This is a genomic window from Plantactinospora sp. WMMB782 (assembly GCF_049179135.1).
In the GTDB taxonomy this organism is placed as follows: Bacteria; Actinomycetota; Actinomycetes; order Mycobacteriales; family Micromonosporaceae; genus Plantactinospora.
Window position 1 is genome coordinate 5,101,921 of sequence record NZ_JBMHMC010000007.1, and the last position, 25,320, is coordinate 5,127,240.

The following is a 25,320-nucleotide window of genomic DNA, read 5'->3' on the forward strand; positions in this document are numbered from 1 at the left end:
TCACGACAACACGTCGGAGAGGACGCTGACCGTGGAACCTGACTGGATGACGCTCGCCACGGCGGGCGCGACCGCGCTGGTCACCGCCGTTGCCACCGATGCCTGGGACGGAGTCAAGACCGGATTCGCGCGGCTGTTCGGTCGGGGCGACGCCGAACGCACGGCGGTGGCGCAACGCCGCCTGGAGCGGGTCGAGAACGAGCTGGTTGGTCGCTCCGGCGCCGAGCTGGAGGCGGCCCGGGACGAGATCGCCTCGCAGTGGCGGGGCCGCCTTGCCGACCTGCTGGAGGACCACCCCGAGGCAGCGGGTGAGCTGCAGAAGCTGGTGACCGCGGCGGCGTTGGCCAGCCCGGCGGCCGAGTCGTCCATCGTGGTCGGCGGAGACGCCGTCGTCGTCGCCGACCGGGGCAGCGCCGCCGCGATGACGATGGGGAATGTTGACTTTGGCGGTGTCCACCTGGACCCTTCCCGGCCGGGACAGCCCTCGAGCTAGCTCCCGGCTCCCCCGTCGGTGGCATCCACGACCCGGCCGTCGAGCCAGGTGCCACACCCCGCCCCGCCGCACCGGTGAGGCCCGATCCGGTCGAAGCGTCACCCCACGCTTCGGTCAGCACCACGGCCACCAACCGTTCGATCGCCGCACACAGCATCAACACACTGGTCTACCAGTCAGCCGTCAGTCCGTTTCCGCCCCCGTCGGCTCATGAGACAAACGTCCGCGAGCGCGCTCCCGACGTCCTGCTCGACCGTGAGGAGGAGCTGGCCGAGCTGGCTGCGTTCTGCGCCGGTGACGAGCCGTACGTCTGGTGGCAGGGCGACCCGTGGGCCGGCAAGTCCGCCCTGCTCGCCTGGTTCGTGCTCCATCCGCCCGCCGACTGCGACGTCGTCTCGTTCTTCGTCAACGGCACGGTCGACGAGGAGCGGGACAGCGCCGCCTTCGTCACCACCATGCTGAGCCAGCTCCTGCCGCTCGTCGGGGACGACCAGCCGGGCGGCCTGGGCGGCACCATGCTCTCGCAGCTCTTCCGCACCGTGCTGGATTCGGCGGCTGCCCGCGCCGCCCGTACCCGCCGGCGTCTGGTGCTGGTCGTGGACGGTCTGGACGAGGACCAGAGCCGCCGGAGCGGGCGGGAACTGGCGAGCATCGCCGCCCTGCTGCCCCGTCGTCCCGGCACCTGGGTGCGCCTCGTCGTTTCGGGGCGGCCACACACGCCGCTCCCCGACGATCTGCTGGACCGATATCCCGATCATCCGCTCGTCGGCTGCCGGGTGCGCGTCCTCAAGGGGTCGCCGCACGCCAAGGAGGTCGAGCGGCGGGCGCACCGGGAACTCAGGCGACTGCTGCTCGACGGCGACGACCTGCAACGCGACGTCCTCGGCCTCCTCGCCACCAGCGGCGGCGGGCTCAGCCCCCTCGACCTGGAGGAGCTGACCGAGCAGTCGCCGTACGTGATCGAGCATCTTCTCGACGAGCGGGTGGCCCGGCTGCTGCGCACCCGTACCGACCGCTGGGCTGTGGCCGAACGGCAGCGGCAGCTCTACCTTTTCGGCCACGCGACGCTGCTGGCTGCCACCGTGGACCACCTGGGAGCCCGTACCCTGGACCGCCACCGAGCCGCCCTGCACGCCTGGGCCGCCCGTTACCAGGGGGACGGCTGGCCGGCGGCCACCCCGACATACCTGCTGCGCGGCTACCCGCGACTGCTGGAGGACCGCGGCGACCTCGACCGGCTCGACCTGCTGGCCGGGGACAGTGGTCGGCACCGGTTGATGCGGGCACGTACCGGCGGGGACGCGCTGGCACTGGCCGAGATTCAGGCGGCGCACCGCCTCCTCGTCGCCTCACCCGCCCCCGACCTGGCACGCAGCGGGCGACTCGCGGTTCACCACGACCTGCTGACCGCCAGCAACGCGAACGTGCCGACCCGGCTGCCGGCGCTCTGGGCCGCGCTCGGCCAACTCCACCGGGCCGAGTCGCTCGCTGGCAGCATCAACGACCCGACGCGGCGGGGTCAGGCGATGGCCGCCGTGGCGTACACGGTTGCGGAGCGAGGGGACCTGCCGCAGGCGATCCGGATGGCCGGCGACATCGTCGACCGGTTCGGCCGGGCACAGGCGTACGCGATGCTCGCCGGGTACGCCCGCAGGCACGGCGACGCGGCCACGGCTGAAATGCTCAGCATCGCGGCCGCTCGCCCCGCCGAGCCGACCCGAGCTCTGGCGCTGCTGGCCGCCCGCTCGCCCAGGGTGACCGAGCCGACAATGGTCGAGCCGGAGCCGGAAATTACGGAACCCGATCGGGCTGAGCCGGTGGATCCGGCCGAGCCGACCGACACCGCGCCGGCGGCGGGCGGCGACGGGGCGGCGCCGGCGGAGCAGCCGTCCCGGCCGCGGGTGGTCCTTCCCCGGCACCTGCGCCGGATCCTCGACTCGCCCACCGTCGTACCGGAACCCGCGCCGCCGCTGCGAGAGCTGGCCGTCGCCGCCAAGGAGGCGCGCGACGCCGGCGACTACGCGCGTGCCGAGGAGTTGGCGCTCGGCATCGAGGACGAATGGCTGCGGGCCCGTACCCTCGCCGCCACCGCCCGGGACCTGATGGCCGAGGGAAACGTGGAGGCCGCCGAGCGGATCGTGGAACGGATCACGCTGTCGCTGGAGCGGATTCGGGCCACCACCATGATCGGTGATCTGCGCCGGGCGATGGCGATGACGCTCGAACTCGCCGATCCGGCGCTGCGGGCCGAGGCCGCGATCCTGGTGGCGAAGGCCGCGGCGGTCCACGGCGACCTGCTTGCCGTGGACACCCTCGTCGGCGGCATCGACCAGGAGTCGGCCCGGGACCAGGCGTGGCTCACCCTGGCCCACTCGGCCCAGGACCGCGGCGAGCTGGCCCTCGCGGCGCGCTTCGTCAACCGTGTGTTGGACGAGGCCGCCGCCGTCACCAGGATCGCGTCGATCGCACGCAGCGCCGCCGTCAGCGGCGATCGGGTGCGCGCCGAGTGGCTCCTCGACCGCGTCACCGATCCGGCCGCCCGGGACCAGATCCGCGCCGCGCTGGCGGTGCGGGCCTGGCAGGACGGCGACGCGGAGCGCTTCCGGGCGGATGCGGAGCTGATCCTCGACCGGCGCGTACGCACCCGAACGCTGCGGCGGGCCGAGACCGCTCCGGCACCGAACGCCGGGGTCGGAGCCTCGGAGGAGGAAGTGCTGGTCGGTCCGTCGGACGACGAGCTGCCGGCCTTGCATGACGACGGTGCGAAGGCCGGCCCGCCGGGAGAGATCCCGTCCGCCGCCGACGACGGGAGTCGCCCCACGGTGGAGCAACCGGAGCGCCCCACGGAGTTGGGGCCTGCGGGCTATCCGGGCGAGGAAGCGGCCGACCGGGCGGGCGAGCCGGCGGATCGGCCGGTTGCCGAGCCGGTCGTACCGTCGCCGGCGGCGGCGAGCACGGTGCGACAGCCACTGCCGCAGAGCCTCCCGGCACGCCCGATCGTCCTTGACAGCTCTGATCCGGCGCTCCGGCTCGCCGCTGGGGAAGCCTGGTCGGCGCTGCGGCGCGGCGACGGGGACGCCGCCGTCGCCGTGGTCGCCGGACTGTCGGAACCGGCCGATCGGTACCTGATTCTCACCGAGTTCGCCCGCTTCACCGCCGACCGGGGTGACCATCCGCTGGCCCGGCGGCTGGCGGTGGGCGTTGACGACCAGGACCAGCGGGTACGGCTCATGGTCGGCCTGGGGCGGCTCGCCGTGGCGCAGGGACACACCGAGGAGGCCAGGCGTCTGGTCGAGGTCGCCGGCGGGTTCGGGGCGCGGGTCCGGGTCATGGCACTCATCGGTTACCCGGCCGACGCCCTCGCGATCGCGCGCTCGGTCCCGGAGGACGAACCCGACCGGGCGGTCTTCACCGACCTGGTCCGCACGGCCGGCGTCATGGGCGACGTCGACGTCGCGCTGGCCGCCGCCGATCACCTTACCGATCCGGTCCATCGGGACAAGACGCTGTTCCGGGTCGGCCAGGAGCTCCGCAAGCGCAAGCAGTTCGACGTCGCCGAACGGCTCGGGACCAAGATCCGCGACGATGCCCTGCGCGCCCGATTTCTGAGCACTCAGGCGCGGATGACGGCCCGGTACCGCACCGCCACCCGCCCCGCCGTTCTGGTCAGTTGGCAGAACGCGGTCGCGATCGAGGATCCGTACGAGCGGGACACGGCCCTGCTGCGACTGGCGCAGTCGGCGGTGCACCGACGGGACTGGCAGCACCTGGGTGGGATCTACCGGGACGTCCGGGATCCGATCGTCGCCCGGCACCTGGTCCTCCGGGCGGTCCGGGACGGTCTCGTGGCCGGCGACCTGGTGCAGGCCCGGGCGTTCTGTGCCGAGATCGACGACCCGCTGCTGCGCGCCGAGGCGCTGGCCGCCCTCCTGGAGGCTGCGGCCCTGCACACCGACGATGCGGCCCTGCACGGTGACGATGCGGCCCTGCGCGGTGACGATGCGGCCGAGCCCGCCGCGCCTCGCGTCGACGAGCAGCTGGTGAACCTCGTCCAGTCCGCCATGGACGGGGGACACCTTGAGCTGGCGTACGATGCGGCGACCAGGATCGGCGACGCGCTCCGACGGGTACGCCTGCTGCGCGCGGTGGCCCGGGCGGCGATGGAGCAGGCGGAGATCCTGACCGCCGTCATCGACCGGTTCGAGGAGGAGCTGACCCGGCTCACCGACGGCCCGTTGCGATTGCAGTCCACCGGCGGGACGGCCTGGTCCGTCGACCAGAACCTGGCCGAGCGGATCCCCGTCGTCAAGGACGCGTTGCGCGCAGGACGGCTCGACGAGGCGGTGGAGCTCTTCGCCGACGTGACCGACCCGGTCGCGCGGGACCAGGTCTTCGAGCTTCTCAGTCAGTCGGCGCGGGACCGGGGCGACTGGAGCCAGTCGTACGCGCTGGCGTCGCGCATCGGCAGCGCCCGCCGCCGGTACGTGGCCATGGCAGGGCTCCGCGAGGCCGCCGCCCGGCACCGGGTGACGCTGGAGTGGGAGGTCCCGATCGCAACGATCGAGGGCTCCGCCGCGACAGCGTCCTACGCGGAGGCGAAGGAGGCCCTGCGGCTCGGCGACACGGCCCGCGCTCTCGACCTCGCTGCCACCACCACCGCGCCGGCCGTCCGGGACCGGATGCTCTCCTCCCTCGCCCAACTCGCGCGGGATCTGGGCCGCCCGGACGACGCCGAATCCTTCGTCCGGGCGATGGAGAATCCGTTGGCGCGTCGGACGGCCCTACTACCGCTGCTCCGGCTCGTCGCCGCGTCCGGCAACGTTCCCCGCGCCCGGGCACTCGTCGTAGAGCTGGCCGACCCCGACGACCGGGAACGCTTCCTGCTCGCCGTCGCCAAGGAACTGATCACTTCGTACGGCGTCGAGACGGTTCTGCCGCTGCTGGCGGACTTCGCCGACCGCGACCAGGCTCTCCTGGTGCTCGCCCAGTCCGCGGCGGACCGGGGGGACCGACGGGCGGCGGAACGGATCGCCCTCCGGATCACCGGTACGACGCAGCGGACCACCGCGTTGCGCCTGGCGACCCGGCAGGCCGCCGCGGCACCGCGCCAACCGGCACCAGTGGCCCCCCGGCCGGCACCGACGAGCCCCGCACCGGCGCCCGTGGTGCCGCCGGTCGGCGCCGACCGGGCGGCACGCGCCGCTGCGCTCCGCGCCACCGTCGACAACCTGCTGCAGCACGGCGACGTGTCGGAGGCGGTCGCCGTCATCCAGGCCATCGACGACCCGCAGCTGCGCGACCAACTCGGGGTCGCCCTGGTACGCCGGCTCGCCCAGACCCGCCGGCTCCTGCCGGCCGCGGCGGAGTACGTCGGGTCGATCGGCCGTGCCGAGCGGGCTCAGGCATTGACCGTGGTGATCGACCAGGCGGTGCATTTCGGCGACCGCCACAGTTTCGAGGCCGTCGCACCCCTGCTGACCGACCGCCTGCGCCATGCCAACGCCCTCACCGCGCTGGCCGAGAGGCTTCTCACGCCGAATGCCGAGGACGGCCCACCGCCGGACGACGACGCCGTGCGATGGGCCGCCGAGGCGGCGCAGCAGGCCGAGGAGGTGGCCCGCGAGATCCGCGACGAACGGCGTCACACCCGGGAGCGGATCGCCGTCGTCCAGGCCCTCGACGCCACCGGGGACACCGCTGCCGCCGACCTGTTCGCCGAGTCGATCGACGACCCGTTCACCCGGTCCCGCCTGATGCACACTCTCACCCAGTCGGCGGCCCGGGCCGGCAACCTCGCCCGCGCCGAGAGCCTCGCCACCGACATCGTCGACCCGTTCGAGCGGTCCCGGGCCATGGTGCTGGTGGTGGAGGCGGCGGTGCGGGCGGACGACCTGGACCGGGCCCGCCGGCTGGTGCTCGACATCGGCCTCGGGGAGCACCGGGTCCAGGCCTTGACCGCGATGGCGTGCGCGGCGGCGGGACGCGGCGACACCGGCGCCGTTGACGCGCTGGTCGACGAGGCGCGGGCGACCGCATGGGAGATCGTCGAGCTGACCAAGCGCGGCACCGTTCTGGTGGGGCTCCTGGAGGCGCTGATCGCGGCGGGGGCGCTGGAGCAGGCCGAGCGGCTGCAGGCCGAGATCCCCATTCCGGGTTTCGTGTCGGAGCGGCTGGCGATCGCCCGCGGCGCGCTCGACGCGGTCGAGCAGATTCCGCAGCGGATCAGCGACCGGCGAGTGCGTACCCGGCTGCTCAGCGCGGCGGCCCGTGCCCTTGCCGCCTCCGGCGACCTGGCGCGGGCCTGCCGTTTCACCGCCCGGATCGACGACCCGTTCGAGCGGGTAGGCGCGCTCGCCGCGTTGCTGCGTGGGATCCCCGCCGGTCATGACGCCGACGCGGTGGAAAACGTCCTGACCGAGTTGAAGCGACAGGTGGCGACAATCAGCGAGCGAACGGCACGGGCGCGCGCCCACGCAACCCTGGCCAGGGTGCTGGGTGAGATCGGGATGCTGGAACCCGGGCAACGCCTCGCCATGCTCGTCGGGCTACCGGACGAGCGGGCCGGGGCCCTGGCTGACCTGCTGCGCTGGTGCCGGGGACCGGATCAGTTCCACGTCGTGCTCGCCTCGCTCGAGCGACTGGTGCCGGCGCTGGGCGACCCGGCCGACCAGGCTCGCGTCCTGAACGAGGCAGCCGGCACCGCGACCCGGCATGGTCTCCCCGACACCGCTCGGCGCCTGATGGCCCAGGCGCTCAGCCATGGCGACTGGCCGCAGTCGATGACCGTACTCGCCGCCCTCGACCGGGCGGCGGTCAGCGAGATCCGGCGTGAGTGGTTGCGGATGGCGGCCGACGATCTGGAACCGACCGCCGCAGGGTAGGCGGGTGCGGCCGCCGCCCGGCGAGGCGGCCGGGGGGAGAGCCTCAGCTGGCGTGGATCAACGGCTGATCGCCGTCCTGTGCCGTTCGAGAACCCGGCTTCGGCAACGTCGCGGTCCCGGCTCGACGAAGGCGGCGGCAGCGTCGTGTACACCGGCGACGGCGGCCCAGAGCCCAACCTGGCCCGGTTTGCGGCCGGCACGCGGATCTGCTGCTCGCGTATACCGGGGCCGGCTGGAAGTGGCCCGGCCCGGCCGCACGCTCGACTGCTGACCGCTCAGAGCCAGGACCCCATCGTCGGCGGCTCGGCGGCCCGCCCGGTCAGCCAGCCGACCAGTCCGGCGGCCTCACCGTTGGCCGAGCGCCTGCGCAGCACGTCGAGGGCGAGGGCCAGGTTCAACTCGTCGGGCAGGTCATCGAAGCCGATCCCGGCATCGAGGTCCACCGCGTGCACCGTGACCTCGCGGACCCGCATCCAGGGGATCTCGCTGGCCGGTACGGTACGTCCCTGCGCCGTGACGACCTCGTTGTGCCAGGCCGGCGCCGGTAACCCGGCGAGGTCGGCGGCGAGGTCGGCGGCCGAGGTACGGACGAGTTCGCGCAACCGGGGTACCGGCAGCCGAGCGCTCTGCTCGATCTCGGCGTCGCGGTGGGCCCGGTCGAGGTACATCCGGGTCTCCTCGCCGGTGCGCGCCCAGCGGACCAGCCGGCGCAGCGCCTCGGCGTTGTGGTGCACGTGCGCCACCAGGTGTCGCCGGGTCCAGCCGGGCAACCCGGTGGGCGCGTCGAACTCGGCGTCGGTCAGCTTGTCCAGACCGGACAGGAACAGCCGGGTCCCGTCGGCCAGCCAGGTCCGCACTTCGTCGCTCATCGCACCGCCTCGTTGTCGAGCCGGCCGATGCCGGCGATCTCGGTCACCATCCGCGCCCCGTCGGTAAGATACCGGGGCGGTTTGCGGGCGTGCCCGACTCCGCCGGGGGTGCCGGTGGCGATCACGTCACCGGGCCGCAGGGTGAGCAGCGTCGAGGCGTACCGGACCAGGTCGACCGGCGGAAAGACCAGGTCCCCGGTGTCGGCGCGCTGCATCTCCTCGCCGTCCACCGAGGCGGTCATCGTCAGCGTCGGACGTACGCCGCCGGGCAGCTCGTCGGGGGTGACCAGGACCGGCCCGAACGGCGTGGTCGCCTCGAACGTCTTGCCCGGCAACCACTGCGTGGTCCGGTACTGCCAGTCCCGCGCGGTCACGTCGTTGAGCACACTGAAGCCCGCGATCGCCGCCGTCGCCTCCTCCTCGGTGGCGCGCCGGACCGGGGCGCCGACGACGACGGCCAGTTCGGCCTCCCAGTCGACGGCCTGCGACTCGGCCGGCAGGGTGATCGGGTCGCCGGCACCCACCAGCGCCTCGGGATACTTGGTGAACAGGGTCGGGAAGTCGGGCAGCTGGCGCCCCATCTCCAGGATGTGGTTCCGGTAGTTGAGCCCGACGCAGATGATTTTTCCGGGGCGCGGTACCAGCGGCGCGAACTCCGCCCCGTCGCGCGGGTACGTCGGCCCGGTCGCCGCCGTGGCGATGCCGGCCCAGCCGTCCCGGCCGAGCAGCTCGCCCACGTCGGCCGCGCCGAGGTCGACACAGCCGTCCGGGTCCACCCGCACCGCGCGGTTGCCACCGGGGGTACGCAGCGTCGCCAGTCTCACCGGCCGGCTCCTTCCAGGTCGTCGTCGGTCTGTTGCCGGTACTGGTGCAACCGTTCGAAGATCGGGGCGTCGGCGAACCGGAACAGGTCGACGCCGGTCTCCGAGCCGACGGTCAGCGGCTGCCAGGACGGCACCACGAACAGGTCGCCACGCTCGACCGTCCACTCCCGGTCGCCGACCCGGACCTGCCCGGTGCCGGTGAAGACCTGGTACACCGAGGAACCGACCTCCCGGCGGGTCCGGGTGCGGGTGCCGGGGCGGAGCCGGTGCATTTCCGCCCGGATCGTCGGCATCACGTCGCCGCCGTTGGTCGGGTTGGTGAACCGCACCGCCGCGTGGCCCGGCCCGAGCACCCCGGGATGCCCGTCGTCGGCCAGCTCCAACTGGTCGCGCAGCGCGCGGTCGGTGAACTCCCAGCGGTACGCGGCGATCGGTGAACTCGGCGTCGGCCGACCGGCCAGCGAGACCGGGGCGATCCCCGGGTGTGCCCACAGCTTTTCGGACCGGGACCGGGCGGGGGCGCTGCGGTCCTGCACCGTGTCCGGGCCGAACTCGAAGAACGCCGACTCGGTCAGGTGCACGAACGGGATGTCGAGCCCGTCGAGCCAGGCCATCGGCGCGTCGCTCTGGTTGTGGTGCCCGTGGAACCGCCAGCCGGGGGTGAGCAGGAAGTCGCCACGGCGCATCGCCACCGGGTCGCCGTCGACCACCGTCCACACCCCTTCGCCCTCCACCACGAACCGGAAGGCGTTCTGGGTGTGCCGGTGCACCGGCGCGTCCTCCCGCGACCCGAGGTACTGGATCGCGGCCCACAGGGTCGGGGTGGCGTACGGCGCCCCACCGAGTCCCGGATTCGCCAGGGCGATCGCCCGACGCTCACCGCCGCGCCCCACCGGGACGAGTTCACCGGCCCGCTGCGCCAGCGGCAGCAGGTGGCGCCACCGCCACGCGTGCGGCAGCGCCTTCGAGCGCGGTTGCGGCGGCATCAGGTCACCGATCTCGGTCCAGAGCGGGACCAGCGACTCGGCCTCGAAGCCGAGGTAGAGGTCGTCGAGTTCGGGCGTACGGTCCGGCTGGCCGGGACCGTCCGTCGGGACGATCCGCACCGGCCGGGGGTCGGTCGTGGTCAACTGCCTGTCCTTCCTGAGGTGTGGCCGGTGGCCTCGGCGTAGCGCCGCGAGATGGCCGCCAGCTCATCCGGGCCGATGACATCCTCGACGCGCGCGAACGGCCGGTCGCCGGTGCGTGCCCAGACCTCGCGGAGGATGATGTCCGGTGGGGTACTCCGGTTGGTGTGCACGACCCGCGCGGTGGCCGGCAGCCGCTCTTCCTCGTACGCCCGCAGCGCCCGCTCCGGATCGTCGTCGGCGCACAGGCAGCGGCGCAACGCGGCGGCGTCGAGGATCGCCTGACCGGCACCGTTGGAGCCGCGCGGCACCATCGGATGGGCGGCGTCACCCAACAACGTCACCCGCCCGAACGTCCACCGGGGAAGCGGATCCTGGTCGACCATCGGGTATTCGAGCACCTGCTCGGTGCCGCGCAACAGCGCCGGCACGTCCAGCCAGTCGAAATGCCAGTCGGCGAAGGCGCCGACGAAATCCTCGATCCGGCCGCGGCGCCCCCAGTCGCGTCGGCTGTGCCGGGGGGTCTCCAGCTCGGCCACCCAGTTGACGAGCTGGTTGCCGTGCCCGTCGACGTCGCGGCGGATCGGATAGACGACAAGTTTGCCGTGGCTGAGCCAGCCGGCCCGGATCATGCTGGCCCCGGTCAGCACCGGCGGCGCCACGGTCACCCCGCGCCACATGTTGACCCCGCTGTAGCGCGGTTCGCCCTCCCCGGGGTGCAGTTGGGCCCGGACGGCCGAGTGGATGCCGTCGCAGCCGACCGCCACCGCCGCCGGCACGTCGGGCAGCGGAGTACGGTCGCTGGACCGTTGGACGTGCAGGCGTACGCCGCCCCGGTCCTGGCTGACCCCGGTGCAGCGGTGGTCGAGCCGGACCGCGTCCGGGCCCAGCCGCTCGCGTACCGCGTCGAGCAGCACCTGTTGCAGGTCGCCCCGGTGGACGGAGAACTGCGGGTGCTCGTTTCCCGCGTACCGGCCGGCCGGCTCCCGGTGGATGAGTTGGCCGAACCGGTTGAAGAACACCGACTCCCGGGTGGTCACCGCGACCCGGGCCAGCGCGTCGGTCAGGCCGAGCCGGGCCAGGATCCGGGTGGCGTGCGGCAGAATGTTGATGCCCACGCCGAGCGGCCGGATCTCCGGCACCGCCTCGTAGATCCGGCAGGGAATCCCGGCGTCGTGCAGTTCCAGGGCGAGCACCAGCCCGCCGATTCCGGCACCGACGACGGCGACCTCGCCGGCTGCGCGATACGACATGTCACTCCCCGGTCGAACGGACGACGGTCAGAACTTCGAAACGGGCCACGGCCTCGGCTTCGAACGGACCGCGGCAGGAACGGTGCGGACAACGGTCGGCACTCGACGGCCACGACGGTCAGAACTCGTCGGTGGCGGTCATCACCTCGATCAGCGTGGGGTGCTCGACCCGGCCGGCCGCGTCGAGGCGTTCCCGCAGGTCGCGCAGCGAGTCGACGCGCTGGCCGGGCACGCCGAAGCCGCTGCTGATCTCGGCGATGTTCGGGCCGGCGATGTCGGTGCCCGGCCACCGGTCACGGTGCACGGCGTGCCCGCCGAACCGGCGCAGCGCGGCCCCGACGGCGGCGTACCGCTCGTTGTTGAGCACCACGTAGCTGACCGGGATGTTGCGGTGGGCGGCCGTCCACAGTGCCGGCATCCCGAACTGGAACACGCCGTCGCCGAGGACCGCCGCCACCCGCCGGTGCGGCAGGCCGAGCTTGACGCCCAGCGCCGCCCCCATTCCCCAGCCGAGCGAACCGGAGGTGGAGACGAAGTAGTCGTCGCCACCGCGCTGCTCGGCCCGCTGCTGCAACACTCCGCCGGCCGTGGTGGCGTCGCCGACGAGGGCCGCCCCGCGCAACGCGTCGGTCAGCACGTCCACCACCTCGGCGGCTCGGGGCCGGCCGCCGGCGCCGCCGCGACTGGGCGCCGGCTCCGGCGGGGACGGCGGCACGGGTCGGGGCCGCGCCGGCAGCGGGACGCCTGCCAGCAGCGCCTCGACCAGCAGCCGCTGGTCGCCGACCAGCCCGACGTCCACGCCGTGGATCGCGGCGACGTGCTGCGGGTCGGTGTGGCTGTGCACGACCCGGGCACCCGGCGGAAGCTGGGGAACCCGGGGCGGCTCGAACTCGTTGAACAGCCGCGCGCCGAGGAACACCAGCAGGTCCGCCTCGCCGACCAGCGGGTGCTGCGGGGTGTACTGCCCGTGGAAGTGCGGATGGTCGGTGGGGAAGCCGGGTCGTTCCAGCCCACGGCGGTCCTCGTGCAGCACCGGTAGGCCGAGTTTCTCGCTCAGCCGCACGAGGGCGTCGATCGCGCCGACCCGGGCCAGTTCGCTGCCGGCGACCAGCACCGGTCGCTGCGCCTCGGCGAGCAGTTTGGCGGCCTCGGCCAGCCCGGCCGGTGCCGGCGCGGTCCGCGAGTCGAACCGGAATCCGTCGACCGACGGAACTGCCGCGCTGGTCTCCTGCTCGGTCAGGTCCTGGCTGAGCCCGACCCAGACCGGGCCGGCCGGCTCGGTCACCGCGGTCCGGAACGCCCGGTTGACGTCCTCCGGAATGGCGTCGGCGGTGAGCGACTGCCAGTCGGACTTGACGTACTGGTGGACCAGCTCCCGCATCCGCCGGCCGGTGGTGAACCCGCCGCGCGCCTGGATCGAGCTGGCCTTCAACCCGTTGAGCACGACGACCGGGGAATAGGCGAGTTGCGCGGCGTACAGGTTGCTCAGCCCGTTGGTCAGGCCGACGTTCGCGTGCAGGTAGGCCACGCTGGGGCGCCGGGTGGCCCGGGAGAGTCCGTCGGCGATGGAGACCGTGACCCCCTCCTGGGTGGTCAGCACCAGGTCGAGATCGTCCCGGACCACCAGCGCGTCGAGGACGGCGGCCTCGGTGCTGCCGGGGCAGGTGAAGATGTGCCGGACGTCCCAGGCCCGGAGCACGTCGAGCAGGACGTCGGCCACCGCCCGCGGCACCGCCGGCGTTCCGTGCGCCGTCGTCCGGTCACCGGCCGGTGTTCCGGGCGCCGTCGTCATCTGACGACCCGCCGGCGTGCCGTGCGCCCTCGTCATCCGGTCACCAGTTCGAGCAGGTGCCGGCGCAGTTGGCCGAAGAGTTCGCTGGACCGGGTGCTGAGCTGGTTGCGCGGCCGGTCCAGCGGAATGTCGACGATCTCCTTGACCACGCTCGGCGGTCTGGACAGCACCACCACCCGGTCGGCGAGATAGACCGCCTCGTCGATGTCGTGGGTGACCAGGACGACAGTGATGTCGTACTCGTTGCGTACCCGCAGGATCAGGTCCTCCAGGTCGAAGCGGGTCTGCGCGTCGACCGAGGCGAACGGTTCGTCCATCAGGATCAGGTCCGGCCGCTGCACCAGCGCGCGGGCGATCGCGACCCGCTGCTGCATGCCGCCGGAGAGCTGCCACGGGTACCGCCGGCCGACGTCGTCGAGCCCGACCGCGTGCAGCACCTCGTCGACCCGCTGCTGGCGGCGCCGCCGGTCGTGGCCGGCGACCTTGAGCGGTACGGCGACGTTGGCCGGCACCGTCAGCCAGGGGAACAGTGAACGGCTGTAGTCCTGGAAGACCACGCTGAGCCGGTCGGGAACCCGGCGCAGCGGCGTACCCTCGAACAGCACCTCGCCGGAACTGGCCGGCAGCAGGCCGCTGAGGCAGCGCAGCAGGGTGGTCTTGCCGGCCCCGCTGGGTCCCACCACGCAGACGAAGTCTCCCCGGCAGACCTCGAACGAGACCCGCGCGACCGCCTCACGCTCGTCGGGGCGCCCGGGGTTGTAGACCTTCCGCAGGTCCTGGATCGCCAGTACGGGCTGGTCGGTGACGGCGCCACCGCCCGTGGTCACCTCCGGTTGCGACATCTCCTCACCCCTTCTCTTCGACGGCGCGGGCGCCGATGTACCAGCCGAGCACGACCCGCTCGACGGCGATGAACAGGAACGTCAGGGCACTTCCGATCAGGGCCAGCACGACGATGCCGGTCCACATGTCGGTGAACGCGAACCGCTGCTGGGCGTCGAGGATGAAGAAGCCGATGCCCGAGGTGGACGCGACCAGCTCGCTGACCACCATCATGATCACGGAGATCTGCAGGCTGTGCCGCAGACCGGCCATGATCTGTGGCAGTGCGCCGGGCAGCACCACCGAGCGGACGGTACGCAGCGCCGACATGTGCAGCACCTTCGCGGTGTCCAGCTTGATCGGGTCGATGCCGCGCATCCCGTCGACGGTGTTCAGCAGGGTGGGCCAGATCGCCGCCAGGACGATGATGGTGATCTTCATCCCGGACTCGATGCCCATCACCGCGATGACCGCCGGCAGGATCGCCGGGGCCGGGATGACGTAGACGAAGTACAACAGCGGCGAGACGGCGTCGTTGGTCCGGCGGAACCGCCACAGCAGCGCCCCGAGCAGCACTCCCAGCACCCCGGCGGTGCCGTACCCGATGACGAAGTGGGTCAGGCTGGGCCAGAGCATCCGCCTGGTGTCACCGACGATCCACAGCTCGTACAGCCGGGTCACGATGTCGCGCAACGGCGGGAAGAACGTCGAGGTGCTGTCGGCCGACAGCACCCACCACAGCACGAGGGCGGCGGTGAAGAACCACACCCGGGACAGGACGTTCCAGACCCGGCGCGCCGCCGACCTGCCCGGGGACCGTCCGGTGCGTCGCCCGTCCACCGTCTCGGTGGCCGCCGGTCCGGGGCCGGGCGTGCCGACGGCGGCCGGGGAGGCCGACGGTGGGCCGGACCGGGCCGGGGCCACGAGTTCCGGTCGCTGGCTGGTCGTCATGTCGGGCCGTTGGCTGGTCGTCATGTCAGGCCGCCTTCCCTGCGGCGTTGCGCTGGCTCTCGTGCCAGTGCAGCAACCGCCGTTCGATCGCGGTGAAGAGCGCGGTGACGACGACACCGGTGAGGCCGGTGACGAGGATGAACGCGTACATCACGGGCAGCTGGCTCGGGCCGGCGTTCTCGGCGGTCAGGATGCTCAGGCCCAACCCGGTGGAGCCACCGATCAGCTCGGCGATGACCGCGAGGATCAGGCCCACCGCCGCGGCGACCCGGATTCCGGTCGCCAGGAACGGCGCGGCGCTGGGCAGGGTCACCGTCGTGAACCGGCGTACGCCGCGCAGCTGCATGGCGGTGGCGGTGTCCCGGACCACCGGGTCCACCGCCCGCGCGCCGTAGATGGCCTGGATCGTCAACGGCCAGAAGATCCCGAACGCGACGATGAACACCTTCATCTCCGGCGTCGGACCGAACACGACGACGGCCAGCGGCAGGATCGCGATCGCCGGTACGGTCTTGAGGAACTCGATCACCGGGATCACGCTGCGGTAGGCGAAGCCGTTCAGGCCGAGCAGCGTGCCGGTGACGATCGCCAGCGAACCGCCGATCAGCAGGCCGAGCGCCCAGCCCCGGAGGGTCTGCCCGACCGCGAGCCACAACTCCGACCCGCCGAGCTGACGGCCCAGTTCGGTGAGCGTGTCGACCATCGTCGGGAACGAGTCGGTGGAGAGCACTCCGGTGGTGGTCAGCACCTGCCACGCGCCGAGCGCGACGGCGAAGACGGCGAGCTTCGCCAGCAGCCGGAACCACCTGGCGTCCAGTAGCCGCATCCTGGTTACCTCCCCGGTCCTCGGCTCGGCGCCGGGCCGGGGAACCCCGACACGTCGACGTAGTCGGCGATGACCTGCAACTCGGTGCACGCGTCCAGCGAGTACATCCCGTGGCCCCGGCCGATCCCGCTGCCCTTGAAGCCACCGAACGGCATCGTCATGTCTGAGGCGCCCAGCCGGTGCACGTTGAGGAACACGCTGCCGCACTCCAGCTGCCGGGCCACGGCCAGCGCGTGCTCCCGGTCCTCGCCCCAGACCGAGGCGCTCAGGCCGAATTCGGTGTCGTTGGCGAGCGCGACCACCTGCTCGTCGGTGTCGTACGGCAGCACCGGCACGACCGGGCCGAACTGTTCGCAGCCGACGATCTCGGCGCCCGGTTCGACGTCGGTGACCACCGAGGGGAGCAGGAACAGGCCGTTGTCCCAGCCGGCCGGGTCGAGCTTCGTGGCGACGGTACGCACCGTGGCACCCGACGCCCGGGTCCGCTCGATCAGGCCCTGGATCCGCTCGAACTGCGGCCGGTTGTTGACCGGGCCGATCGTGCTGGCCGGGTCGAGCCCGTCGCCGACCACGATGCGGTCGACCGCGTCGACGTACCGCTCGACGAAGTCGGCGTACCGCGACCGGTGCACGTAGATCCGCTTGACGTCGAAGCAGATCTGGCCGCTGAGCGTGAACACGGCGCGGACGAGTTCGTCGACGAGCCGGTCGTCGATCCGGGCGCTGGGCAGCACGATCGCCGGGTCGTTGCCGCCGAGTTCGAGGCTGAGGTTCTTCAGGTTGCCGGCGGCGCCCCGCATCACCTGTTGCCCGGTCGCGGTGCTGCCGGTGAAGAACACCTTGCGGACCCGGGGGTGCGCCACCAGGGCGGAGCCGGCCTCGGCCCCGCCCGGCACGGTGTTCACCACACCGGGCGGCAGGTGCCGGCCCAGCACGTCCAGCACCCGGCCGAGCGCGAGCGGGGCGTACTCGGAGGGCTTGACGACCACCGTGTTGCCGGCCAGCAGGGCCGGCGCCAGGCCGAGGAACGCCAGGTAGACCGGGCTGTTCCAGGGGACGACGATGCCGGTGACGCCGACCGGCCGACGGCCGAGGTGTACGGTGCCGCGTTCGTCCTGCCGGAACAGCTCGTCGGCGGCGAGCCGGTCGGCCAGGCCGGTGTAGTACCGCAGGATCTTGCTGGCCCCACCGACGTCGATCACCGACTCCCAGCGCACCTTGCCCTGCTCCCGGGTGAGCAGGGTGGCCAACTCGTCGACGTGGCCGGCGAGTTCGTCCGCCGCCGCCAGCAGCAGCGCGGCGCGGCGCGGCGCCGGGGTCGCCGACCAGGTGCGGAAGGCTGCCGACGCCGCCGTGACGGCCTGTTCGACGTGTTCCGGGGTGCCGACGGCGACCTCGCCGACGATCTCGTCCGTACGGGCCGGGTTGTGCACCGGCTGGAACTCCGAGGCCACCGCCCGACCGGCGACGACGACGCCGGCCCGGTCCGTGCTGACCAGTTGACTCATGGCTTGCCCTCCACTTCCGCCGGGTCGGTGAGGATCGCCGGCAGGTTCAGCTCTGTGGGGTCCAGACGAGGTCGGCGGGGTCGACCTTCTTCTTGACCGAGCCCTGCTGTGCCATCACGTCCTGGATGTCGGCGATGGACGGCACGTTGATCTCGGGTACGTAGTTGGTGGGTAGGACCTGCTTCTGCGCCTCCTCCGGCGACAGCTTCAGGTACGTCTCCAGGGTCTTCTTGATCTCGGACTCGTGGTCCTTGCCGTACTGGATCGCCTCGGTCATCGCGTCGTGGAACTTCCTGGCGACGTCCGGGTGCTCCTGGAGGTACCTGTCGGTGGCGGCGTAGCAGTAGATGGTGCCCTCCGGCCACAGCTGCGAGCTGGGGTAGGCGAGCGTCTTCGCCCCGGCCGCCACGGCCGTGTCCAGGTACGGGGCGGTGATGACCGCGGCGTCCACCCGGCCGTCGGCCAGGGCCTGGGGCATCTGTGGGAACGGGATGGCGACCCACTCGACGCCGGTCGCCCCGGCCTCCTCGGCGAGCTTCTTCGCGCCGATCAGGTTGATGCTGGAGAGCTGGACGACCGCCACCTTCTTGCCGGTGAGCCCCTTGAGATCGGTGATGCCGCTGTTGGCGGAGGCGACCAGGCCGCTGGCGTCGCGGTCCTTGCTGACCTGGCCGTCGACCGGGCTGACGCACTTGACGGCGGTGCCCTCGGCGTTGACGTTCAACAGCACCGGGGTGGTGACGAAGCCGAACTGCTGCTGGCCGCTGACCATGGCCGCGACGATCGGGGTGGGCGCGGCGGCGGAGACGGTGGTGACCTTGAGGCCGTGCTTTTCGAAGATGCCGCCGTCCATCGCGTGGAACAGGACGGCGTTGGGCGAGAACGGCACGATGCCGACCTTGACGTTCGTGAGGCCGCCGCCGCTGTCGTCGCCACCGCCACAGCCGGCGGCGAACACGACTGTCGTCGCCGTGGCGACGACGACGGAAACGATCTTTCGCATGGGAGCCTCCGGTGGAGTTGACGATGCGGTGTGGCGTGGGTGGTGGAAGTCGGGGACCCTCCGGCGCCGCCGTGGTCGGCCCGTCCGCTGTCGTGATCACCAGTCGTCCGGTTGACGTACGGTAAGCAGGGCTTCTCGGGACTGTCCAGTGTGTGGAACTCTTTGGGGCAACGATTCCTTAACACGGAATTAATGGTCCGGAAATTTGTGCTATTTGACCCGTATACGCATTTCGCCGAGCCGGCTGATCGAGGTGTCGAGTACGTCACCGGCCACGATCGGACCGACGCCGGGTGGTGCGCCGGTGAAGATCACATCGCCCGGGACCAGGGTCATCACCGACGAGGCGTACGCGATGATGGCCGGAACCGGGGTGATCAGGGCGGCGGTGTCGACCTTCTGGCGGGGCTGACCGGAGCAGGTCAGCTCGATGGTGAAATCGGCCGGATCGCCGGCCTCGTCACCGGTGGTTATCCACGGGCCGATCGGGCTGAACGTGTCGTAGCTCTTGCGCCGCGATCGGTCGCCGTCACTACGTACCGTGATGTCCAGCCCGATCGCGTAGCCGAATACGTGCTCCAGGGCCACGGATTCCGGAATGTCCCGACCGCCGCGCCCGATCACCACGACCAGCTCGGACTCGTGGTGCACCTCGTGCCCGGCCTGGACCACGGCGGGCGGCAGCACGATCTCGTCGGCCGGGCCGACCACCGAGGACGGCGACTTGAGGAACACGTCGAAGTCCATCATCCAGTGCTCGACGCGGCCCAGCGTGCGCTCCTGCACCCCGTGCATCTCCGCGACATGGTCGGCGTAGTTCGACGCCGCCGCGAGCAGCTTGGACGGGTTGAGCACCGGGGCACGCAGCCGCACCCGGTCCAGCGGCACCGGCTCACCGTCCCGGGCGGCAGCCGCCAGCCGGTCCCGGACCCGGTCGAATTCGCCGCACAGCCGCCGCCACCATCCGGCGGTCAACGGATCCGGGTCGTACGCCCAGGGCAGCGCGTCGGTGACGTCGACGACGCCGCCGGCCACCACCGCCCCCAGGCGGTTGTCGTCGAATATCGCCAGTCTCATCCGCTCTTCCTCCCGGTGCGGGTCACGGCACACGCTCGGGCTCGAAGACCCGCTGCACGTCCTGGGGACCGTCGAGCACCTGCTCGCGGTAGAGGTTCAGCGCCCGCAGCACGGGCGCGTCGCCGAGGCTGAACAGGTCGGCGGTCTCCTCCGCCAGGTGCTCGACGGCGGACCAGGACGGGGCGACGAGGACGTCACCCGCCGACCAGTCGAACCGCACGCCGTCGACGACCGAGCTGCCACTGCCCCGGTAGACCACGAAGATCGTGTTCCCGGTCCGCCGTACCGGCTCGGTCCGCCGGCCCGGTGCGATCCGGTGCATGCCGCAGCTCAGCGTCGGAAGCACGCTCGCGCCGGTGTTCGGGTTGACGAACTCCAGGCTGACCATCGGGGTGTCCCGGGCCGCGGCGAGCCGGGTCAGCTCGGCGTCGGTGTCCGTCCAGCGGTAGACCAGCAGTGGCGAGTGCCGAGGGTCGAGCGCGGTGCCGACGGCCCCCTCGACGTGCCGCTGTCCCGCTCCGGCGTACCGGGCCTCGGAGAGGTTGTGCTCGGCGCTGTCCGGCTGCCGGTCCTGCGGATAGGGCTCGAAGAAGACGGCGTCCAACGCCTCCACCATCGGCAGGTCGAGCCCGTCGAACCAGAGCATCCGGGAGCTGCCGTTGCTGGTGTGCTCGTGCCAGTTCCAGCCCGGAGTGAGGACGAGGTCTCCGGGTGACATGTCACACGGGTCGCCGTCGACGGTGGTCCAGACGCCGCTGCCCTCCAGCACGAACCGGATCGCGCCGGGGGAGTGCCGGTGCGCCGGGGCGGTCTCCCCGGGACCGAGACACTGGACGGCTCCCCACAGCGTGCCCGCCGCGTACGGCAGGCCACCGAGCCCGGGGTTGCCGAAACTCAGCACCCGGCGCTCGCCGCCCCGCTCCACCGGTACGAGCCGCAGCGCCCGGTCGGCGAGCGGGGCGAGCACCCCCGCCGACCAGAGCCACGGCACCGATCGGGGTTGTGGAGTCGGGGTCAGCAGCTGCTTGGTGATCGTCCACAGCGGGTGCAGGTGCACCGCCGCCAGGTCGGCGTAGAGCGCGGCCAGCTCCGGCTCCACGGTCGGGGCAACGGGTGTCGGGGCAACGGGTGCGGACTGCTCAACGGTCATGGTGTCCTCTCCTCTGCTCGTCGGTGGCGCCCAGCTCCGGCCGGCTCACGGTTTCTCCGGTTCACGGCGTCACCGCGCCGGTCGCCGGCACTTCGGCGCTGGGCCGTGCCGCCCCGGTCGCCGGCATCTCCACGCCGGGCCGGTCGTCGGTGGCCGGGGGGCGGCCCGGTGCGGCCGGTGGGTCGCCGATGCCGAACTGCTGCACGGACTCCAGCAGGGACGCCCGCCGGCACCAGGCACGCGCCCGGGCCGGGTCGGCGGCTGTCGACCGCAGCTCGTCGTGGTGCGCCTGCCGCCTGGCCTCGTCGCGCTCGTTGAGCCGCTCGGTGTTGCGCCGGGTGTCGGCCTGCACGTACTCGACGGCGACCCGGCGGCGCAGCTCGGCGAAGGCGTCCAGCTCCGGGCCCGGGTCGGCGCCGTGCCGCAGGATCCGGACCAGCCGCCGGGTCAGGTCCATCGCGTCGTGGATGCCGCTGTTGAGCCCGACCCCGCCGAGTGGGCTGTTGATGTGCGCCGCGTCGCCGATCAGCAGGCAGTCGCCGCGCCGGAAGGTGGACGCCACCCGCTGGTGCACGTTGTAGAGCTGGTGGTCCTCGATCGGGTAGCCCGGCGGGTGGGCGGCGATGCCCTGTAGGTGCGCCTGCATCTCGTCCGGGTCGGTGGCCTGCTCCCGGCTCTGCCCGGCCGGCACCGGATAGACCGCACGCCAGGACTCGGGGGTCCGGAGCAGGAACAGCCACTCCTCGGGGTCGGCGATGTAGTTGACGTCGGCGATGTCGGGCAGCAACGCGCGGAAGTCCACCGAGGTGCTCACGATGAGGAACCGCTCGGGGTAGGTGAAGCCGTCGAAGGGGATGTCCAGCAGCCCGCGTACCGTGCTGCTGGCCCCGTCCGCGCCGACCAGGTAGGCGCAGCGCAGCCGTTCGGTGCCACCGGCGGTCTCGACGGTCAGGGTCGCGCCGTCGCGCTCCGGCTCGACGGCGACGGCCCGGCACCCGAACCGCAGGTCCGCGGCGGGCAGCGTGGCCAGCCGCGCCGCCAGCATCCGCACCAGGTGCTGCTGGTTGAGCTGCAACCGGTACGGGTACGCCGTCTCGTCCCGCAGCAGACCGAAGTCGAACTCGGCGACCAGTCCGGCGCGGCGGTCCCGGAACTGGTAGCGGGGCACGGCCAGCCCCTCGGCGCGCATCTGGTCGACGACCCCGAGCTCGCGGAGCAGTTCCAGGGTCGGCGGGTGGAACGTCGACGCGCGCCAGTCCGTCTTCGGGACCGGCTCCGCCTCCACGAGCACCACCGGGATGTTCTGCTGCGCGAGGGCCACTGCCGCCGTCATTCCGACCGGGCCACCGCCCACGACGGCGACGGGGAGTCGGGTTCCTCCAGGCGAGACGCTCATGTCGCCACCCTAGAGACAACTTCCGCAGAGCAGAAGAGTCTGGTTAACTCTTCCGTCATGTCGAATTCGCTGCCGATCCGACGGGGTAACCCCGGCCGCCCTCCCGGCGACACCGCGCCGCCGTCGCCGCGCACCTCCAGCGATGGCGGACTGTCGTCCGTCGACAACGCACTGCACCTGTTGCAGCTCATCGGCGAGCGTCGGGTGCTGCGCGTCGCCGAGGCGGCCGAGGAACTGGCCGTCGCCCGGTCCACGGCACACCGCCTGCTCTCCGCCCTGCGTGCCCGCGGCTTCGTCATGCAGGACAAACCGAACGGCGTCTACCGGCCCGGTCCCGCGCTGAACGAAATCGGACTGGCCGCCATCGGACGCATCGACATCCGCCGGGTGGCCCGACCGATCCTCGAACAACTGCGCGAGCAGACCCAGGAGACCGTCTCGCTGCTCCTGCTCGAAGGGCAGAACGTCCGGTTCATGGACTGCGTCGAGAGTCCCCGGTCGGTCCGGGTCGGCAGCCGGACCGGGCTGATGCTGCCCGCGCACTGCACCGCCGGCGGCAAGGCGATCCTCGCCGCGCTGCCGAGCACCGAACTGCTCCGCCGCTATCCCGACCGCACCCTGGAGAGCCGTACCCAGTCGTCGATCCAGACCTGGGAGCAGCTGGAGACGGAACTCGCCGACATCCGGGCGGCCGGGTACGCCGTCAACATCGAGGAGGGCGAGAAGGGCATCAGCGCCGTCGGCACCGCCGTACGCGACCTCATCGGGGCGCCACTGGCCGCGCTGGCCGTCGCCGTGCCGACCAGTCGGATGCCCACGGCCGACGCCGCCCGGCAGATCGCCCCGGCGCTGGAGCAGGCCCAGACCGCGGTCACCGAGCTGCTGCGCGCCGAGCTGTGAGGGTCCCCGTGCCCCGGGCGCCGTGGGGCGGCCGGGGACCGCTGTCCCGGCGGCACCTCGCCGTGCTGCCCGGCGCCCTGGTCGCCATCGGGCTGGTCACCGCCATCATCAGCAGCCTCGGCGCGCAGCTGGTGCCCACCGTCGCGCAGGTCTTCGCCGTCCCGGTCGGCACCGCCCAGTGGTCGCTCACCGTCGCGCTGCTCGCCGGCGCGGTCGCCACCCCGGCGATGGGCCGGCTCGGCGACGGCCGGCGGCGCCGCCAGGTCATCCTCGGCTGCCTCGGGCTCACCCTCACCGGCGGCCTGCTCACCGCCACCGCCACGCAGCTCGGCCAACTCCTCGCCGGGCGGGCGCTGCAGGGTGTCGGTCTCGGGCTGGTCCCGCTGGTCATCGCCGTCGCCCGGGAGCACCTGCCGGTCGCGCGGGCCGGCACCACGATCGCCGCACTGTCGGTGGTCACCGTCACCGGTGTGGGCCTCGGCTACCCGGTCACCGGCCTGATCACCGACCACTTCGGCCTGCACGCCGGGTTCTGGTTCGGCGCCGGCATGAGTGCCGCCGCGCTCGTCCTCGCCTGGCTGGTCGTCCCCAGCCCCGCGGCCAGCGCGCGCCGCCGGTTCGACCTGCTCGGCACCGCCACACTCAGTTGCGCACTTGTTCTGCTGCTGATCGGGCTCGGTCAGGGCGAGCGGTGGGGCTGGTCGTCCGCGCCGGTGCTCGGGCTGTTGGCCGGAGCCGCCGCCGTCTTCCCGCTCTGGGTGCTGCACCAACTGCGCTGCCCGTACCCGCTGGTCGACCTGCGGCTGCTGCGCGACCGGACGGTACTGACCGCCGACCTCGCCACCCTGCTCACCGGGGTCGGCATCTACCTGCTGATGTCGCTGGTCATCAGGTTCGTCCAGACACCGACGACCACCGGGTACGGCTTCGGCGCGTCGGTGGTGGTCGCCGGGCTCGTCCTGACCCCGTTCTCGGTCGGCAGCGTACTGGGCAACCGGCTCACCCCGGCGCTGCGCGGACGGATCGGTGCGATCCGCACGATCACCGTCGGCACACTCGTGTTCCTCGCCGCGACCGCCCTGCTGCTGGTGCGCCGGGACCAGTTGTGGCAGCCTTTCGCCGGGATGGGCCTGGCCGGCGTCAGCGTCGGCATCACCTTCGCCGCCGTCCTGGGGCTGCTGGTCGGCGCCGTCCCGGCCACCGAAACCGGCAGCGCGACGAGCTTCAACCAGGTGCTGCGCAGCATCGGTTACTCGGTCGGCAGCGCGGTGAGCGCGGTGATCCTCGACGCGTACACCGATCGGGGGCGGGCGTTACCGACCGAAACCGGGTACACGGTCGGGTTCGCCGTCGGCGTGGGCGTCTGCGCCCTGGCCACGGTACTCAGCCTGGTGATGCCGGCAAGGCGGGGCGGGCGGGGCACCGATCCCGCCCCACCCCGCCCCGAGGCCGCCGCAGCGGCGGTCGGCCGAGCCGGACGGTGACGCGGTCGGCCGAGCCGGACGGTGACGCGGTCGGCCGAGCCGGACGGTGACGCGGTCGGCCGAGCCGGACGGTGACTCGGCCGAGCAGGTCGGTGACGCGGTTTCAGCCGAGCCGGACGGTGACCCTGGACCGTTTGGCGTCGACGACCGGGGCACCGTCCGGCAGTTCGGCGCCGACCGCGAGCACCGCCCGACCGGCCTGCTCGTCGACCTCCACCACCCGGGCCTGGAACGAGACGAGCGCGCCGACCGGGCACGGTGCGCGCATGCTCACCGAGGTCGAGGCGATCCGGTCGTCGCCACCCACCCAGTCGCCGACCACCCGCAGCAACACCGCGATGTTCAGCATGCCGTGCACGATCACCCCGGACGTCGGGCTGGCCGTCGCGGCGTACCCGCTGTCCCAGTGCAGCCGGTTGAAGTCACCGCTCGCCCCGGCGTACCGGATCAGGTCGAGCTGTTCGATCCGCTGCTCGTGGCGCGGCATCGTGGCGCCGACGACAAGCGTAGGGCTCGCGGTCATCTGGTCTCCTCCTCGGTGGCGGGAGCCGCGTTCAGGTAGACGATCGTCTGCCGGCTGGTCACCACCGGTGCACCCGAGGTCGCGTCGACACAGTCGATCGCCAGGGTGAGATAGGTGTGCCGGCCACGGTCGAGGATCTCCAACACGTGCGGGACGCACTCGACGACGTCACCGCTGACGACCCGACGGTGGAAGTCGTAGTCCTGTCCGGCGTGCACGACCGGCCCCGACCCGCCCAGCTCGGGGTCCTCCCGGAGCAGTCGCGCCCCGTACATCACGGTGAAACAGGCGGCGAACATGTTCGGGGCGACAGGCGTCGCGCCGGGCTCCACCGGCAACCGGTAACCGGTGGCCGCGGCGTACTCCTCGATCTTGACGCGGCTCACCTCGTACCGGTAACTCGGATAGCGGTGCCCGGCCCTGGCTTTGTTGATCACGCTG

Annotated in this window: 19 protein-coding genes; 4 read left to right on the forward strand and 15 right to left on the reverse strand. The window is 72.4% G+C overall.

The genetic code is table 11. From position 1 onward, the window contains the following. The first annotated feature begins 31 nt into the window (after positions 1-31). Both ACN28A_RS25175 and ACN28A_RS25180 read left to right on the forward strand, forming a co-directional pair. Entirely contained in the window at positions 32-493 is a 462-nt protein-coding gene (locus tag ACN28A_RS25175; RefSeq protein WP_421398712.1) for a hypothetical protein, read from the forward strand. Positions 494-567: 74 nt separating this feature from the next. Further along, a complete protein-coding gene (locus ACN28A_RS25180; protein ID WP_421398713.1) occupies positions 568-7,374 on the forward strand; it encodes a hypothetical protein in 6,807 nt (2,268 codons plus the stop codon). 275 nt (positions 7,375-7,649) lie between these two features. Here ACN28A_RS25180 and ACN28A_RS25185 read toward each other — a convergent pair whose 3' ends face one another. From ACN28A_RS25185 to ACN28A_RS25245, 13 genes are all read right to left on the reverse strand, one after another. Next, positions 7,650-8,243, reverse strand: a complete 594-nt coding sequence (locus ACN28A_RS25185) for a maleylpyruvate isomerase N-terminal domain-containing protein (protein ID WP_421398715.1) — start codon at positions 8,241-8,243, stop codon at positions 7,650-7,652. Then, the gene (locus ACN28A_RS25190; RefSeq protein ID WP_421398718.1) at positions 8,240-9,067 is read right to left on the reverse strand and encodes a fumarylacetoacetate hydrolase family protein; all 828 of its coding nucleotides are present in this window, start codon (positions 9,065-9,067) and stop codon (positions 8,240-8,242) included. Before ACN28A_RS25190 ends, ACN28A_RS25185 begins: the two co-directional genes overlap by 4 nt. Continuing rightward, entirely contained in the window at positions 9,064-10,197 is a 1,134-nt protein-coding gene (locus tag ACN28A_RS25195) for a cupin domain-containing protein (RefSeq protein ID WP_421398720.1), read from the reverse strand. The genes ACN28A_RS25190 and ACN28A_RS25195 overlap by 4 nt, the downstream gene beginning before the upstream one ends. Beyond that, positions 10,194-11,447 carry a flavin-dependent oxidoreductase gene (locus ACN28A_RS25200; protein ID WP_421398722.1) on the reverse strand — a complete coding sequence of 418 codons (1,254 nt, stop codon included), beginning with the start codon at positions 11,445-11,447 and terminating at the stop codon, positions 10,194-10,196. Before ACN28A_RS25200 ends, ACN28A_RS25195 begins: the two co-directional genes overlap by 4 nt. 118 nt (positions 11,448-11,565) lie before the next feature. Next, positions 11,566-13,239, reverse strand: coding sequence for a thiamine pyrophosphate-binding protein (locus ACN28A_RS25205; protein ID WP_421398724.1), 1,674 nt, complete (start codon positions 13,237-13,239; stop codon positions 11,566-11,568). 32 nt (positions 13,240-13,271) lie between these two features. Further along, positions 13,272-14,081, reverse strand: coding sequence for an ABC transporter ATP-binding protein (locus ACN28A_RS25210; RefSeq protein WP_421398725.1), 810 nt, complete (start codon positions 14,079-14,081; stop codon positions 13,272-13,274). A gap of 4 nt (positions 14,082-14,085) precedes the next feature. Next, a complete protein-coding gene (locus tag ACN28A_RS25215) occupies positions 14,086-15,036 on the reverse strand; it encodes an ABC transporter permease (RefSeq protein ID WP_421398727.1) in 951 nt (316 codons plus the stop codon). 1 nt (position 15,037) lies between these two features. Beyond that, positions 15,038-15,838 carry an ABC transporter permease gene (locus ACN28A_RS25220; RefSeq protein WP_421398729.1) on the reverse strand — a complete coding sequence of 267 codons (801 nt, stop codon included), beginning with the start codon at positions 15,836-15,838 and terminating at the stop codon, positions 15,038-15,040. 5 nt (positions 15,839-15,843) lie between these two features. Then, on the reverse strand, positions 15,844-17,346 hold the full coding sequence (locus ACN28A_RS25225; protein ID WP_421398731.1) for an aldehyde dehydrogenase family protein: 1,503 nt from the start codon (positions 17,344-17,346) through the stop codon (positions 15,844-15,846). A gap of 46 nt (positions 17,347-17,392) precedes the next feature. Next, positions 17,393-18,349: an ABC transporter substrate-binding protein gene (locus tag ACN28A_RS25230; RefSeq protein ID WP_421398732.1), complete on the reverse strand. Its 957-nt coding sequence runs from the start codon at positions 18,347-18,349 to the stop codon at positions 17,393-17,395. A gap of 210 nt (positions 18,350-18,559) precedes the next feature. After that, a complete protein-coding gene (locus tag ACN28A_RS25235) occupies positions 18,560-19,426 on the reverse strand; it encodes a fumarylacetoacetate hydrolase family protein (RefSeq protein WP_421398734.1) in 867 nt (288 codons plus the stop codon). A gap of 22 nt (positions 19,427-19,448) precedes the next feature. Beyond that, the gene (locus ACN28A_RS25240) at positions 19,449-20,576 is read right to left on the reverse strand and encodes a cupin domain-containing protein (protein ID WP_421398736.1); all 1,128 of its coding nucleotides are present in this window, start codon (positions 20,574-20,576) and stop codon (positions 19,449-19,451) included. A 61-nt stretch (positions 20,577-20,637) separates the two neighbouring features. Next, positions 20,638-21,972: an FAD-dependent oxidoreductase gene (locus ACN28A_RS25245; RefSeq protein ID WP_421398738.1), complete on the reverse strand. Its 1,335-nt coding sequence runs from the start codon at positions 21,970-21,972 to the stop codon at positions 20,638-20,640. A 57-nt stretch (positions 21,973-22,029) separates the two neighbouring features. On the opposite strand from ACN28A_RS25245, the gene ACN28A_RS25250 reads away from it, so the two are divergent. Beyond that, positions 22,030-22,872 (forward strand): IclR family transcriptional regulator, encoded by an 843-nt coding sequence (locus tag ACN28A_RS25250; protein ID WP_421398740.1) that lies wholly within the window; start codon positions 22,030-22,032, stop codon positions 22,870-22,872. After that, positions 22,869-24,356 carry an MFS transporter gene (locus ACN28A_RS25255; protein ID WP_421398743.1) on the forward strand — a complete coding sequence of 496 codons (1,488 nt, stop codon included), beginning with the start codon at positions 22,869-22,871 and terminating at the stop codon, positions 24,354-24,356. Before ACN28A_RS25250 ends, ACN28A_RS25255 begins: the two co-directional genes overlap by 4 nt. 103 nt (positions 24,357-24,459) lie before the next feature. On the opposite strand, the gene ACN28A_RS25260 is transcribed toward ACN28A_RS25255, so the two are convergent. Further along, positions 24,460-24,879: a MaoC family dehydratase gene (locus ACN28A_RS25260; RefSeq protein ID WP_421398746.1), complete on the reverse strand. Its 420-nt coding sequence runs from the start codon at positions 24,877-24,879 to the stop codon at positions 24,460-24,462. Beyond that, positions 24,876-25,316 carry an FAS1-like dehydratase domain-containing protein gene (locus ACN28A_RS25265; RefSeq protein ID WP_421398748.1) on the reverse strand — a complete coding sequence of 147 codons (441 nt, stop codon included), beginning with the start codon at positions 25,314-25,316 and terminating at the stop codon, positions 24,876-24,878. Before ACN28A_RS25265 ends, ACN28A_RS25260 begins: the two co-directional genes overlap by 4 nt. Between the last annotated feature and the right edge of the window lie 4 nt (positions 25,317-25,320).